Below are 13,661 nucleotides of genomic sequence, written 5' to 3'. Positions count from 1 at the left end.
AAGGAACACGATGATCGTCATCATGGGAGCGTCCGGAACCACAGGCGGCGCGTTGCTACGCAGTCTCGCATCCTCGGGTGTGCCGAGCCGAGCGCTGTCCCGCGACCCGGACAGGCTGAGCGCCCACCTCGGCGATTTGGCCGACGGTTTGGTCGAAGTAGTGCCGGCCGATGCCGCCGAGCCAACTTCGCTACGGACGGCTTTCAAAGGGGCCGAACAGCTTTTCCTCGCCATGGCCAACGGACTCGAACAGGTCGAGCTCGAAACGCGTGTGATCGACATAGCCGCCGAGAGCGGCGTCGAACACATCGTCAAGATCTCCGACCCCGCCGCCGCGGCCGACTCCCCCATCGCTCTCTCCCGCGGCCACCACGCCGTCGGTGAACACCTGCGCGCATCCGGGATCCGCCACACTCTGCTCCGCCCCTATGCGTTCATGCAGAATCTGTTGCTCCTGGCTCCGGCGGTGGCTGCGCAAGGGGTGATTCTGGGCGCGATGCGGGACGCGCCGTGCAACTGGATCGACTGCCGAGATATCGGTGACGTCGCCGCGGCCGTGCTCACACGCGCCGACCTCGCCGGCGGTACCTACGTCCTGACGGGTAGCGAGGCAGTCGGCTACGGCGGCATCGCCGATTCTCTGACCCGCATGCTCGATCGCCCCGTCCAATACATCGACCTGCCACCGCACGAACTGCGGCAAAACCTCGTCGATCATGCCCACATGCCTCCGTGGCTGGCCGAGCACATTCTGGAGATCCAGCAACTTGCCGTCTCGCGCCCGGAGTCACCCACCGACACGGTGGCACGTGTCCTGGGGCGTGAGCCACGAAGCCTGGATGCGTTCCTGCGTGAGCATCTGGACCGTTTCCGCTGATTCACGCTGCGAGAGCAGTGCCGCCAGAAGTCACGCGGTTGATCGACGAGCCCACCGAATCCTGATCGGACCTCGTACGGATTCCGGGTCGACGACTTCGCCGCCCTGCGTGATCTGTACTTCGCCGTGGGCCACCATGTGGCGGGCAGCCTCTCGGACGGGTTCCATCAGCGGACGCCAATTGTCGGGTGCCGCTGCGCGGGCCACGTCGGAGGGGCAGATGCTCGACTCGGCCGATCGGGCACTGAGTAGTTCGCGGATCTTCGCCGCCAGTTCTTTCTCTTCCACCGTATGACCTCAGTTTCCGGTCGTGACCGTAGGCCTTCGACAGAGTATGAACCTTCGGTTCGGCGAGTTGTGGCGAAGGAATGGTGCACATCGATAATTATTGACGGCGTGGAGAATTCGAGTGCAACGCGCCGCGACGTAGTCCGAAAGTCGTATTCGGCCAGATCCCAGGAGTACACGGACCTCTTCGGCTCGATGGATTCGACGCACGTATCTGATCGGGACCTGGTGACCAGCTGGGCCGCCACTTTGACCGGCCCCGTACTCGACGCCGGGTGCGGGCCGGGGCAGTGGACAGACTTCCTGGCCCAGAGCGGGCTGGCTGTGAGCGGGATCGATCTCGTGCCCGAGTTCGTCGAACGAGCCCGCACCCGATACCCGGATCTTTCCTTCGAGGTCGGGGGCTTCGAGGCATTGGACGCGAAAACGAATTCACTGGGCGGCGTGCTGTCCTGGTACTCGCTCATTCACCATCACCCGCAAGATATCGAGGCGCCGCTCGCTGAATTCGCGCGCGTGATCCGCCCAGGTGGTGGGTTGCTGGTGGGCTTCTTCGAAGGCGCAACCGTAGAGCCTTTTGATCATGCCGCGACGACTGGTTATCGATGGCCGGTGACCGAACTTGCCGAGGTGCTGGTCACAGCGGGTTTCGACGTGATCGAGACCCATACCCGGACGGGGAGCGGCTACAGGCCGCACGGCGCAATCACTGCCAGCCGGCGCGGCGTCGAATAGCGGATCGAGACAGCGGATCGAGACTGGGCGAGCAATTCTCTTTCATTCATTTCGTGTGAGTGGTGTGCTGGATGAGTCACTCCCCCGTTTTTTCAGCACTGGATCATCCACAGTTGAAAGAAGGCGCCATGACCACGATCCATCTTCACAAGACGACTACTGCGACGCCCGAACAGGTCCTTGCCGGCCTGACCGACTTCGGCCCGGGCCGTGAGGAAATCTTCGGCCGCAGTGCGGACAGCTACCTGAAAGTGCACCAACAAGGACCCCACGATGCTGATGTCACCGAGGGCTCCAGTGGTATCTGGGAGCGCCTGCACTACGACTGGACCGACCCGCACCGCGTCGTGATGACAACCACCGACTCCAACCTGTGGGGCGGGGCGTCGAGCCATACCTACACGCTGACCCGGCAGCCGACGGGCCTGACCGATGTCGATGCCGTCGTGGTCCGGGACGGCAAGAACCTCAAGGGAAAGCTCCTGGCGTCGGTACTCGGACTCGTCGGCACCCAAGTGCTGGGAAAGTCGTTCACGAAGTCCATCGATGCCATCGAAGCTCGCAACGGTGGCGCGAGCGGCGGCAACCCACAGTGACAAGAACCTGACGGACTGTCAGAGCGCTTCGAGGGCTTCCGTCATCTTCTTCACCGTCTCTGGTGCCACTTTGGCTTCGAATCCCGCCTTCAGGAGAGGCGACGCAATCTTGGCGGCACCGTTGAACTCGACGTTCGCGTGATATTCGATCTCGGTCGAGTTCGGACCCACCGAAGTCAAGGTGATGTCGTCGGTACTGGTGGCAGTCTTGTTCTTTCCTTCGAGAACAACGTGATTCAGCTCGTCGGTCACCAGCGTGTACGTCAGTTCCGTGGTGACGCCGAATAGCTTGGACACGTTGTGCCACTGAGTTCCGACGCCGACAGGACCGTCGGAGATCTGTGTGCAGCTCTCGGTGCCCGGATCCCACGTCGGCGCATTGGCGAAGTCGCGGAGAAACGCCGCAGCCTTTTCGATCGGTGCCTCGGCGGTGAATTTGCGGGTGACGTCAACCATGCGGTGGGCCTTTCGGTTCATTTTTCGGCGGTAGTGCCGCGGTGAGAGTTCGTTCCGACGCCCGGGCTACCCAAACTCGACAAACGGTAACCACCTTCAGAAGACTGCGCGGTCCAGTGGACGCGGAAGCGGATCGAGTGCGCCGGTCTCGCGCAGGCGCTCGTACGCCCGAACGACCCCATCGACGGCCCCGATCTGTAGCAACACGCCGCCCGGTAACGCGGCAACGCCTGCTGCGAGGTCACCCGGGATCGCGTCAGCGCGAGCGGACGAGAGGTAGCCGACTCGGCCGATCACGGGATCACCGACGCGATAGTCGGACTCGTCTTCGAGAGCGTCGAGGACGTTGTCGTCGGTGACGTCTCCGAAATCCGGTTCCCACACCGCGGCGAGCATCCGAAGTAGTTCTGTCTCAGGAACTTCGGCGGCGTCCGGCGCGCTGACGGCAATAATCATCGACTGAAGGACGATTTCAGGTTCGCCGCCCGCCAACCCGGAGAGCTCGAGCCCCCATTCGGGCCCTCCACTGGATGCGAGCCTCAATCCGATTCCCAGACGATCCGACCAGTCTTCGGCGGCCTGCGCGTTCTCGAGGACCTGCGCCAACTGGTCGACGGTCACGGCAGTAGCAGGTCCAGCGGAATGGATCTGTTGCCACGACCCGCCGACCACCTCGGGCAACAGGAATTCGACTTGCTCCAACGTCCGACGCCACCGGGAGGCCACGGCCTGCACCGATTCCGGCCGTCGTCCCCAGAAAACTCGAATAGCGCGTCGTGTCATCGAGTCCTCCGGTAAGGATCGTCCATGGGTAGCCATATCCCGTCTTCGTGGATTTCGAGATCAGTGACGCCGCGGGTGAGAGCGTCGACGGCCGCGAGAACTGCAGGGCGCGTTTCGTTCTCACGGCACAGGAGTGACCACGTCCAGATCGCCGCGGGGTCGATCACCGGACGTGCAGTGAGATCGCTTGGCAGCGTGATGGTCTGCCCTTTGGGCGAGTTGACGACCGGACGGCCGACGGCACGGACGTGATCGAAGAATGCCGGACCGGTGATACCACCGTCGTTGATGCGCAGGATCTGTGCGCCGGTATCGCGAGCGAATTCTTCGGCGTAGACGTTCCACGAATACCAGGAGGTGGTGTCGTCGTCGACGAGTACGACGACGTCGCGTGCCCGCACCGGTGTGGTGTCCTCTCCGGTGGAGACCGCGTACAGCCGATCCGCACCGAGCAGTCTTGCGCTCAGAGCATGTTGGGCGACATCGGTTTTCCGCACCCAGGCGATCGCCAGGTCGAGGCTGCCGTCCGCTACTCGCGCGGCCTGCGCGTGCGAAGGCACCACCCAGGCGTCGACGTGCAGTTGTGCGACCCCTGAAGTGCGCGCGATCAGCTCTGTGGGGAGCCAATTGACGTAGCCGATCCGGACGGGCTCTGCTCCGGACAGACGCTCCGCGCGTCGACGCAGATTCTCGGCTCTCTCGAGTAGCGCGCGGACGTCGGGGAGCAGCGCCGAGCCGGCCGGCGTCAGAGCGACGGAACGGCGGTCGCGGACGAACAGCTTGACGCCGAGGTCGCGCTCGAGTGCCATGATCTGCTGCGACAATGACGGCCCGGCTATCAGTAGCCGCGCCGCGGCTCGGCCGAAGTGCAGTTCCTCGGCGACGACCTCGAAATATCTCAGCTGACGCAGCTCCACGATCATTCATGCTACGTGCGGTGGGAGGTTGTGCCTATCAGTCAGGAGCAAAGCGGTCGTGGCGGTCCGGCGCGGCCGGGGCACACGATAAGACCATGACCACAGTCCACAACGGCGTCTCCCCGCGAGCGCACGCTGTCCAAGCTGCCGCTGCGCTGGCGGCGAGCATGGGAATCGGTCGATTCGTCTACACACCGATCCTGCCGTTGATGCACACGCAGGCCGGTCTGTCCGCCTCGCTCGGCGCCACCCTGGCGACGGCCAACTACGTCGGGTACCTCATCGGCGCGCTCGCGGGAATCCTCATTCCCGGCGTGGTGCGCTCGGCAGCGGTGATGCGTACGTCGTTGGTGGTCCTCATCGCGACTTTGGCGCTCATGCCCACTACCCACGACGGATCCATCTGGTTCGCCCTGCGGCTCGTCGCAGGCATTGCCAGTGCCCTCGTCTTCATGATCGCCGTCAGCGCTTTGCACGCGCACCTTCGGGGGCAGTCCCAATTTCTGGCCGGATGGGGATTCGGCGGAGTTGGGTTGGGTATCGCCCTGTCCGGGGTCCTCGTGTTGGTCGTCCGCTTCATCGGTACCTGGAGTACAGCCTGGCTGGCATCTGCGGCCCTTGCGGTGGTGTGTGCGGTCGCAGCCTGGGGATTGACGCCGGAACCGCGTCCGACCATCACACCGGACGCGCCGGGAACTCCCAGTTCCCAACGCGGGTTCACTGCCTTGTTCATCAGTTATTTCCTGGAAGGCATCGGCTACATCATCGCGGGCACGTTCCTTGTTGCCGCAATCGATCTCGCCGCTCCAGAATGGGTCGGCAGCGGCGCTTGGATAGTGGTCGGCCTGGCCGCATTTCCCTCGTGCGCCCTGTGGGCTTGGCTCAGCCTGCGTTGGTCGAGGCCGACTCTGCTTCTCGTTGCCCTGTTGATTCAGGCGGTGGGCATAGCGCTTCCTGCTGTGATCGGAGGCGTCGGCCCCGCACTGATTTCAGCTTTCCTGTTCGGTGTCACCTTCCTTGGTATCGGGTCAATTGTGTTGGCAATCGGCGCGCACCTGCAGTTCCCACGCGCCGTGGCGTTGCTGACCGCTGGATACAGCGTCGGTCAGATTCTCGGCCCACTCGTTGTCACTCCGTTGCTGCGAGACGGGTATCGCGACGCTCTGCTGTTGGGTGCGGCCGTCGTTCTGGGCGCAGCAGTGGCCGCCGCGGTTTTGCGGTTCCGATTCCCTTCCGATCTCGATGCGGACCCTCGGACGGCCACCTCGACTGAGGAGGTAGTTTTTTGATGTCAGATGACGAAACCGCCGGAGCACTACCCGACGTAGGACTGGAGATGTTCGAATGAGCGCACTCACAACCGATCTCGACCTGAAGGTCCCTGTCATCGCAGCGCCCATGGCCGGCGGCGCTTCCACACCGGCACTTGTTGCTGCTGCCTCTCGCGCAGGCGGTCTCGGCTTCCTCGCCGCCGGGTACAAGACGCCTCAGGCTCTGTCCGACCAGATCGACGCCCTGCGCGCCGAGGGAGTGTCGTTCGGTGTCAACGTCTTTGCGCCCAACCCGGTGCCTGTCGACGTCGATGCCTACCGTGCCTATGCCAGGGCGATCCAGGTCGATGCGGATCGCTACGGCATCACACTGGATGACGGTGAGCCGGTCGAAGACGACGACTACTTCGAGGACAAGATCGATCTGCTCCTGGCCAGCCCGGTTCCGGTGGTCAGCTTCACCTTCGGCTTTCCCACACCCGGCGTCATCAAGGCGCTGCGCGCTGCCGGTTCACTTGTCGTCCTCACTGTGACTTCGGAGGCAGAGGCGCTCCTTGCCGTCGACGCCGGTGCCGATCTGCTTGTCGTGCAATCGTCGGCTGCCGGCGGCCACTCCGGAACGCTCACTCCCCTGCAGGTTCCGGCAGAAACACCGATCACCGAATTGATCGCACAAATCCGTCACCGCACGTCGGTTCCGTTGTTGGCGGCCGGTGGACTGGCGACCTCCGCCGACGTCGCTGCTGCCTTACGTGCCGGAGCGGACGCGGCAGTGGTCGGTACCGTACTGCTGCGCACCGAGGAGAGTGGTGCCTCGGCTCCGCACAAGGCAGCTCTGGCCGACACGTCCCGCGGGAACACGTTCGTCACAAGAGCTTTCACGGGACGTCCTGCACGAGCACTTCGGAACGAGTTCATCGATCGCTACGACGCACAAGCGCCCATCGGGTATCCGGCCATCCATCACCTGACCAACCCGATGCGCAAAGCCGCTGTTGCGCAGGCAGATCCCGAGCGAATGCACCTGTGGGCCGGCACTGGCTATCGCCACGCGACGGAGGAACCAGCCGGGGTAGTGCTTTTGCGATTGGCTAACCTGTGACGACGCGGACACCGGAAGCCGCATTGCCCGAGGTAGTGACATACGACGGGTTGCCCGGGTCCGCCGGTGGTGCACACTCGCTTCGAGTCAAGCGTCCCGATGTTGCATTTCAGCGGCTGCAGACATTCCTGGAATCCTGCACCGAACCAGTGTCTTTGCCGTCGTGGACGTTCGAGATCTACCAGAGTGGGCCATCCGAGCCGACCGCGCAGTTGTCATCGTTCGCTACCGAACTCTTCGGTGGGCCCCGCTACAAAGCGCAAACCCATACCGAATGGAACGTCCCACCTGGTTCTGTCAACGAAGCGCTCGATGCCCTCGTTGGTTGCGATGCTGTTACAACCCACGGACGTTCTGTGGCGGCACTGACCTGCAGCGCGCCCGTACGCCTGATCGACCCCAACACGCGCGCGCCGTACCCCGACATCACCCCCGACGCGTTCGGCCGTTTTGCCGTAGATGGATACGGCCGGATTCTCGGCGAGTCAGGCATACGCGCAACCCTCGGCAACGCGACATCCTCACTGTCCCTGTGGCTCAACCTGCCTGCAGACGAACGGTTGTCGTCCGGTGCTCGTCACCTACAAGACCATCTCCCGTTCCGGCTGTCCGCGAAACACTGGCGTCTCTGGCGGCCGAACCGGAGCGGAGACTCGTATCGTTCCAACAAGATTCCGTCGCCGGTTCACGACCACGTTTGAATCACGCAGCAAGCATTTTCATCTCGGGCAGAGTTCGCCGATCTCGGAGACAATGCGATCAGCGCTGCGAACCACCCATACCGCGCGTCCGCCACGCAATGTCGGCATCAAGAGTCGGTCCTTCTCGATGGGCCAGTGCACAAAGGGAAATCCGCCGGCCAGCTCGTCCTGAACTTCGCCGGCGATCAGGGGACTGGTTCCTGCACTCTTGCCCTTTGGCCGTGGTCCAGCGTCGAGCGCGAGGTGGCACTGACCGTCATCGAGCAACGAGACCGTCCACACGCAGTTCTGCATGTACGTATCAGGGCTGCTTTCACTATGGCACGTTGTCAGAATGCGTCTTCCTCGAGTTCCATGATCTCGTTGTCGAGGGAACCCAGGATTTCTTTCGTCGACGCCAGGATAGGCAGGATGTTCTTGGCGAAGTACGACGCGATGACCACCTTGCCCCGATAGAACGACCGGTCCTTTGCCGACGCGTCACGGTCCAAGGCTGCCAACGCGACTTCCGCTTGCACCAACAGGCGCCATCCGATGAGCAGGTCGCCTACCGCGTACAGAAAGCGCACCGAGCCGAGGCCTATCTTGTACAACTCGGAGGGTTGGTCCTGGGAAGCCATCAGATACCCGGTGAGCGTCCCGGCCATCTCCTGCACGTCGGTCAAGGCGGTCTCGAGTAGGACTCGCTCGGCCTTGAGTCGACCGTTCCCGGCCTCACTGTCGATGAACTCTCGTATGCGACCGGCTACGTGAGCGAGTGCAACGCCGCGGTCGCGTGCGATCTTTCGAAAGAAGAAGTCCTGCGCCTGGATCGCCGTGGTGCCCTCGTACAGGGTGTCGATCTTGGCATCGCGGATGTACTGCTCGATGGGGTAGTCCTGAAGATAACCGGAGCCGCCCAGGGTCTGCAGGCTCTCGGTGAGCAGTTCGTAGGCCTTCTCGGAGCCGACGCCCTTGACGATCGGCAGCAGCAGATCGTTGACCCGCGCCGCCAATTCGGCATCCGCACCCGAAACCAACTCGGCGACATCGGCATTCTGGTGTGCAGCGGTGTAGAGGTAGACCGCTCGGAGGCCTTCGGCGTAGGCCTTCTGCATCGCCAGGCTGCGTCGGACGTCGGGGTGGTGCGTAATGGCCACACGGGGCGCGGTCTTGTTTGTCAGCTCGGTGAGGTCTGCGCCTTGAATTCGTTCTTTTGCGTACTCGAGGGCGTTGAGATAGCCGGTGGACAGTGTTCCGGTAGCCTTGGTGCCCACCATCATTCGAGCATTCTCGATGACCTGGAACATCTGGGCGATACCGTTGTGGACATCACCCACGAGCCAGCCGACGGCAGGAACGTCCGTCGCTCCGAAGGTGAGCTCGCAAGTTGGGGAAGACTTGAGGCCCATCTTGTGCTCGACGCCGGTGACGTACACACCGTTGCGCTCTCCCAGTTCAAGTGTGTCCGAGTTGAAATGGGACTTCGGAACGTAGAACAGGCTCAAACCTTTGGTTCCTGGACCGGCTCCCTCGGGCCGGGCAAGCACCAAGTGGAAGAGGTTCTCGGCCGTGTCTCCGACGTCACCGCCGGAGATGAACCGCTTGACGCCCTCGATGTGCCACGTGCCGTCGTCCTGCGCGATTGCCTTTGTTCGGCCTGCGCCTACATCGGATCCGGCGTCTGGTTCGGTGAGCACCATCGTTCCGGCCCATCCGCGCTCGAATCCTTCTTTGGCCCAGTGTTTTTGCTGTTCGTTTCCGATGGTGTAGAGCACGCTCGCCATCAGTGGACCCATGTTGAAAAAGCTTGCGGATCCGTTTGCCGCGACCAACATTTCGCCGATCGCCCAGACCAACGGCGCCGGAGCAGGAACACCACCCATGCCTTCTGGTAGGCCGAGTCGCGACCAACCGGCCTCGTTCACCGCCTCGACCGTCTTGCGTAGAGGTTCCGGGACCACAACTGCGTGATTGGGTGCGTCGAATTCGACAGGGTTCCGATCCGCGTCGGCGAAGGACGCGGCGACCGGGCCTTCTGCCAGTCTCGCTACTTCCGCAAGAATGTTGCGCACAGTGTCGGTGTCGAGGTCCCCGTATGCGCCGGCATCCAACAGTTCGCCGATCCCGAGCACCTCGAACAGATTGAACTCGATATCACGCACGTTGCTTTTGTAGTGACCCATTGTTCTCCGACCTTGGTTCGTCAGCAATACGATTCGTCAGCAGATACGGCTCGTCAGCAGTACACAAGAAAGCCTGCCCCACAAGGAATTCAGTACGCAACCGTAGGTAGAGACGAGTGTCGTTGCTACAAAGTAGCGCCAAGCCGCTCTCATTGAAACATTCACTCGTACAATCGGTTTCCGCTGGTGGGGGTGCATATCAGTTGTGTAGCATCCTTTTGAATCAAAGCAGCTGCGCACCAATCGAAGTGCCCATCCTCACCTTCGGTGTCAAACGCATTCGCTGTGATCAGTGAACATGCTGCTCGGTAAACCAAGAGCGCCTCTCGTTGGTAGCCGAGACGTTCCTCGATCGGCGTGTAGAGCCCAGTTCTGTCTCGTGAGCCTTTGGTATCGGTCAGAGGGTGAGTAGCACTTTGGTGGCGCGCCGCTCGTCCATCGCCTGGTAGCCGGCGGCGGCGTCCTCCAACGGGAGAGTGAGGTCGAAGACGATGCCCGGGTCGATCTGGTCGGTCATGATGAGCTCGATCAGTTCGGGTAGGAATCGCCTGACCGGCGCGGGACCGCCGAGCAGGCTCACCGTCGCGAAGAACAGGTTCATGCCGTCGAGTTCGACGCCGTGGGATACCCCGACGTAGCCGACATGTCCGCCGGGGCGGGTAGCTCCGATAGCCTGCATCATCGATTCTTGGGTGCCTACGGCTTCGACGGTCGAGTGGGCGCCGTAGCCGCCGGTGAGTTCCTTGATCTTCGCGATGCCCGCGTCGCCCCGCTCTTCGACGATGTCGGTGGCGCCGAATTGCGTGGCGAGTGCCTGCCGGTCGGCGTGACGTGACATAGCGATGATCCGCTCGGCGCCGAGTTGTCTGGCAGCGAGGATCGCCAGGAGTCCGACTGCGCCGTCGCCGACGACGGCGACTGTTTTGCCAGGTCCGGCTTCCGCAGCTACGGCGGCGAACCAACCGGTGCCGAGTACGTCGGAGGCTGCAAGGAGGCTGCGAGCCTGCCGCTCGGTCGGCTCTCCGTGGACAGGGACGAGGGTGCCGTCCGCGAGCGGGATGCGAGCGTATTCGGATTGGGTGCCGACCGAGCCCATCATGACCTGGTGGATACAGCGAGACTGAAAGCCGGCCTCGCAGATTTCGCAGGTGTTGTCCGACGCGACGAACGAGCCCACGACGAAGTCCCCAACTTCGATGTCGTTGACCTCGGGGCCGACCTGTTCGACGACGCCCACGTATTCGTGTCCCATCGGCGTCGGGCCATTCAGCTCTTCGATGCCGCGATACGGCCAGAGGTCGGAACCGCAGACGCAGGTGGCTGTAACGCGAATGATCGCGTCGGTCGGTTCGACGATCACCGGCGCTTCGATCTCTTCGACCCGGACATCGCCGGGGGCATGCATGACGACAGCGCGCATGACGTGGCTCCTCACCATCGGTTTCTTCGTGTCACTTCAACCTGATCACGATTCGGCGGCGTGCGGGAGTCCCGCGCGATAGTGGTACTGCGAGGGACTCCCTCGCTACCGGTCACTGACTTACGCTCGATGGCATGGACGATCGAGCGCAAGTACGCGAATTCCTGACCTCGCGGCGCGCCCGAGTCACGCCCGAACAAGTTGGACTGCCGGCCGGATCGAACCGCCGCGTGGAAGGTCTGCGTCGAAGTGAAGTGGCAACCCTCGCTGGCGTGAGCGTCGAGTACTACACGAGGCTAGAGCGCGGAGCGATCAGCGGCGCATCGCCCGGAGTGCTCGACAGTATCGCGAAGGCCCTACGACTCGACGACGCCGAGCGCGCCCACCTTTTTGATCTCGCGCACGCGGCAAGCCCGGTAGCCAGGCCCCCGCGTCGGCGAAATGCGAAGGGCTGGAAGCCCCATCAGAGCCTGCAGTGGGCGCTCGACGCAGTCACCGCGGGACCCGCTTTCGTGCGGAACGGTCGCATGGATCTTCTCGCGGTCAACCCACTCGCGCGTGCGTTCTACAAGGACCTCTACGACATGCCGGGGCAGCCCCCGAACATCGCGCGCTTCACGTTCCTCGACGAAAGGGCTTTCGAGTTTTATCCGGACTGGAACGCGTTTGCCGAGGTGACCGTCTCGATTCTGCGAACCGAGGCTGGGCGAGATCCTCACAACAAGGAATTGCACGATCTGATCGGTGAACTCAGCACTCGGAGTGAGGAATTCCGGCGTCGGTGGGGCGCGCACGACGTCCGCCATCACGGCACCGGATTCAAGACATTTCACCACTCCGCCGTTGGGGAGCTGACGCTTGCCTTCGAAGGTTTGGAGATGGCCGCCGAGCCGGGGTTGACGCTCACGATCTACACCGCAGAGCCGGGATCGCCGTCCGCGGAACGGATGCAGCTACTCGCATCGTTGGCAGCCAGTGAGAATGCGGACTCTGCGCCTCACGTGTCGGAGCGGTCGCTGACGGACGGCTGACGAACTGCGCGACGGTTGATCGGGTCGTCAGTTGACCACTTCGACGGCGGTGCGCTTCGTGCGTTCCTTGCGCAACAGGATCATCAGCGGCAGAAAGTAGAGAGCGGCAACGCCGGTGCCTACCAACACCGGCCCAGTGGCACCGAGACTCGAGGCCAACGCGAACCCGGCGATCCAGGAGCCGACCGCCGTGCCCAGATTGAACGACGAGGTGCTGAGAGCAGAAGCCATCGTCGGCGCCTGATCGGCATAACGCACAGCCATCCCGATCAGGATGGGATTGGTCGACATGCCGAATAGTCCCAGCATGACTACGAGAATCACCGTCACGATCACGTTGTGCGAGAAGAGGCAGAGCGCCCCGAGTACGAGAAACGTCATCGCTGCCGAGACGAACAAGACCCCGTACTGATGCTTCGCACCGAGTCGACCGCCGAGATTGGAGCCGACGAACGCACCGAGTCCGTAGCCGACAAGCACCAGTGGCACTGCCGACGCAGCAAGTCCCGTGTTCTCGGTCAACAGCGGAGAGATGAAGCTGTACGCCGCCAGCGACGACCCGCACACGACGGCACAACCGGACAGAACGAGCCAGATGCGTCCGTCCCGTAGGCTCGCGATCTCCGCTCGCCAGGACGGCACCGCACCGGAGTCGGTGTCGGCGGGTACCAATCGGTGGACGACGGCCGCGGCAACGAGTGCGAGGGCGGCGAGGGCCCAGAAAGGACCACGCCACCCGATGCTCTGACCGGCCAGAGCGCCGAGCGGAACACCGATGACGTTCGCGAGCATGCCTCCGCCCAAGACGATGCCGAGCGCGCGCGAGGAAGACGCCGGGCCGGCCGCTTTTGCTCCGACCACTGCGGCGACTGCCCAGAAGGCGCCCGTCGCCACGGCTGTGAGGAAGCGGGCGCCGAGAATGAGTCCGAAGTTGGACGAGAGCGCGACGATGACGTGTCCGATCGCGAAAACAATCAGAGCCGAGCTCAAGGTCACGCGTCGGGGAACCCTGAGTGTCAAGATCGCCATCGCCGGCGTGCCGACGATCATTCCGATCGCGAAGACGGTGATCATCAGGCCGACGTTCGCGATCGACGTACCGAGGTCACCCGCGATCTCGGGAAGAATGCCGGCGACGACGAATTCGGTTGTACCCATCAAGAAAACTCCGACGGCCAGCACGTAGATCACGAGCGGCAGGCGGCCGGTTTCTTCGACGGTCGGGGCGGAAATCATGAGGTGGTCAGTTCTCTTTCTGTTGACGACGCGCATGTCGTGGCGCACCCGTCCAGGGCATCACGCCCATCGCCTGCGAGGGA

At 63.0% G+C, this 13,661-nt stretch carries 15 protein-coding genes; 7 read left to right on the top strand and 8 right to left on the bottom strand.

Features of this window, described 5'->3' with window-relative positions:
• Positions 1-10 precede the first annotated feature (10 nt).
• Positions 11-877 carry an NmrA family NAD(P)-binding protein gene (locus tag AC3WQS_RS22830; RefSeq protein WP_269576649.1) on the top strand — a complete coding sequence of 289 codons (867 nt, stop codon included), beginning with the start codon at positions 11-13 and terminating at the stop codon, positions 875-877.
• Between the two features lie 30 nt (positions 878-907).
• On the opposite strand, the gene AC3WQS_RS22825 is transcribed toward AC3WQS_RS22830, so the two are convergent.
• Positions 908-1,165, bottom strand: coding sequence for a DUF3253 domain-containing protein (locus AC3WQS_RS22825; RefSeq protein WP_269576650.1), 258 nt, complete (start codon positions 1,163-1,165; stop codon positions 908-910).
• Between the two features lie 108 nt (positions 1,166-1,273).
• Here AC3WQS_RS22825 and AC3WQS_RS22820 point away from each other — a divergent pair, with 108 nt between their 5' ends.
• Positions 1,274-1,900, top strand: coding sequence for a class I SAM-dependent methyltransferase (locus tag AC3WQS_RS22820; protein WP_172933127.1), 627 nt, complete (start codon positions 1,274-1,276; stop codon positions 1,898-1,900).
• Between the two features lie 128 nt (positions 1,901-2,028).
• The gene (locus AC3WQS_RS22815; RefSeq protein ID WP_031331426.1) at positions 2,029-2,496 is read left to right on the top strand and encodes a hypothetical protein; all 468 of its coding nucleotides are present in this window, start codon (positions 2,029-2,031) and stop codon (positions 2,494-2,496) included.
• Positions 2,497-2,514: 18 nt separating this feature from the next.
• On the opposite strand, the gene AC3WQS_RS22810 is transcribed toward AC3WQS_RS22815, so the two are convergent.
• From AC3WQS_RS22810 to AC3WQS_RS22800, 3 genes are all read right to left on the bottom strand, one after another.
• On the bottom strand, positions 2,515-2,952 hold the full coding sequence (locus AC3WQS_RS22810; RefSeq protein WP_029256664.1) for an SRPBCC family protein: 438 nt from the start codon (positions 2,950-2,952) through the stop codon (positions 2,515-2,517).
• A 96-nt stretch (positions 2,953-3,048) separates the two neighbouring features.
• Positions 3,049-3,735 carry a hypothetical protein gene (locus tag AC3WQS_RS22805; protein WP_492711902.1) on the bottom strand — a complete coding sequence of 229 codons (687 nt, stop codon included), beginning with the start codon at positions 3,733-3,735 and terminating at the stop codon, positions 3,049-3,051.
• On the bottom strand, positions 3,732-4,652 hold the full coding sequence (locus AC3WQS_RS22800) for a LysR family transcriptional regulator (RefSeq protein ID WP_492711900.1): 921 nt from the start codon (positions 4,650-4,652) through the stop codon (positions 3,732-3,734). Before AC3WQS_RS22800 ends, AC3WQS_RS22805 begins: the two co-directional genes overlap by 4 nt.
• 95 nt (positions 4,653-4,747) lie before the next feature.
• Here AC3WQS_RS22800 and AC3WQS_RS22795 point away from each other — a divergent pair, with 95 nt between their 5' ends.
• Genes AC3WQS_RS22795 through AC3WQS_RS22785 form a run of 3 tightly spaced genes read left to right on the top strand, consistent with a single transcriptional unit; the run spans position 4,748 to position 7,726 of the window.
• Positions 4,748-5,941 carry a YbfB/YjiJ family MFS transporter gene (locus AC3WQS_RS22795; protein ID WP_492711898.1) on the top strand — a complete coding sequence of 398 codons (1,194 nt, stop codon included), beginning with the start codon at positions 4,748-4,750 and terminating at the stop codon, positions 5,939-5,941.
• Positions 5,942-5,996: 55 nt separating this feature from the next.
• Positions 5,997-7,025, top strand: a complete 1,029-nt coding sequence (locus AC3WQS_RS22790; protein WP_492711896.1) for an NAD(P)H-dependent flavin oxidoreductase — start codon at positions 5,997-5,999, stop codon at positions 7,023-7,025.
• A complete protein-coding gene (locus AC3WQS_RS22785; RefSeq protein ID WP_492711895.1) occupies positions 7,022-7,726 on the top strand; it encodes a hypothetical protein in 705 nt (234 codons plus the stop codon). Before AC3WQS_RS22790 ends, AC3WQS_RS22785 begins: the two co-directional genes overlap by 4 nt.
• A gap of 18 nt (positions 7,727-7,744) precedes the next feature.
• Here the strand turns inward: AC3WQS_RS22785 and AC3WQS_RS22780 are convergent, their stop codons facing one another.
• The 3 genes from AC3WQS_RS22780 to AC3WQS_RS22770 all read right to left on the bottom strand — a co-directional run bounded on the left by AC3WQS_RS22780 (position 7,745) and on the right by AC3WQS_RS22770 (position 11,311).
• Positions 7,745-8,020, bottom strand: coding sequence for a hypothetical protein (locus tag AC3WQS_RS22780; protein WP_228118170.1), 276 nt, complete (start codon positions 8,018-8,020; stop codon positions 7,745-7,747).
• A 35-nt stretch (positions 8,021-8,055) separates the two neighbouring features.
• Positions 8,056-9,891: an acyl-CoA dehydrogenase gene (locus AC3WQS_RS22775; RefSeq protein ID WP_021333262.1), complete on the bottom strand. Its 1,836-nt coding sequence runs from the start codon at positions 9,889-9,891 to the stop codon at positions 8,056-8,058.
• A 397-nt stretch (positions 9,892-10,288) separates the two neighbouring features.
• A complete protein-coding gene (locus tag AC3WQS_RS22770) occupies positions 10,289-11,311 on the bottom strand; it encodes a zinc-dependent alcohol dehydrogenase family protein (RefSeq protein ID WP_060939804.1) in 1,023 nt (340 codons plus the stop codon).
• 134 nt (positions 11,312-11,445) lie between these two features.
• Between AC3WQS_RS22770 and AC3WQS_RS22765 the strand changes: the two genes are divergently transcribed.
• Complete coding sequence (locus AC3WQS_RS22765) at positions 11,446-12,342, top strand: helix-turn-helix transcriptional regulator (protein ID WP_007735613.1); 897 nt, start codon at positions 11,446-11,448, stop codon at positions 12,340-12,342.
• A 27-nt stretch (positions 12,343-12,369) separates the two neighbouring features.
• Here the strand turns inward: AC3WQS_RS22765 and AC3WQS_RS22760 are convergent, their stop codons facing one another.
• Complete coding sequence (locus AC3WQS_RS22760; RefSeq protein ID WP_492711893.1) at positions 12,370-13,578, bottom strand: MFS transporter; 1,209 nt, start codon at positions 13,576-13,578, stop codon at positions 12,370-12,372.
• Positions 13,579-13,661 lie beyond the last annotated feature (83 nt).

This window comes from Rhodococcus sp. FW305-130, from assembly GCF_058788335.1.
The sequence above is the reverse complement of the archived record's forward strand: the minus strand, read 5'-3'. Positions and strand labels throughout refer to the sequence as shown.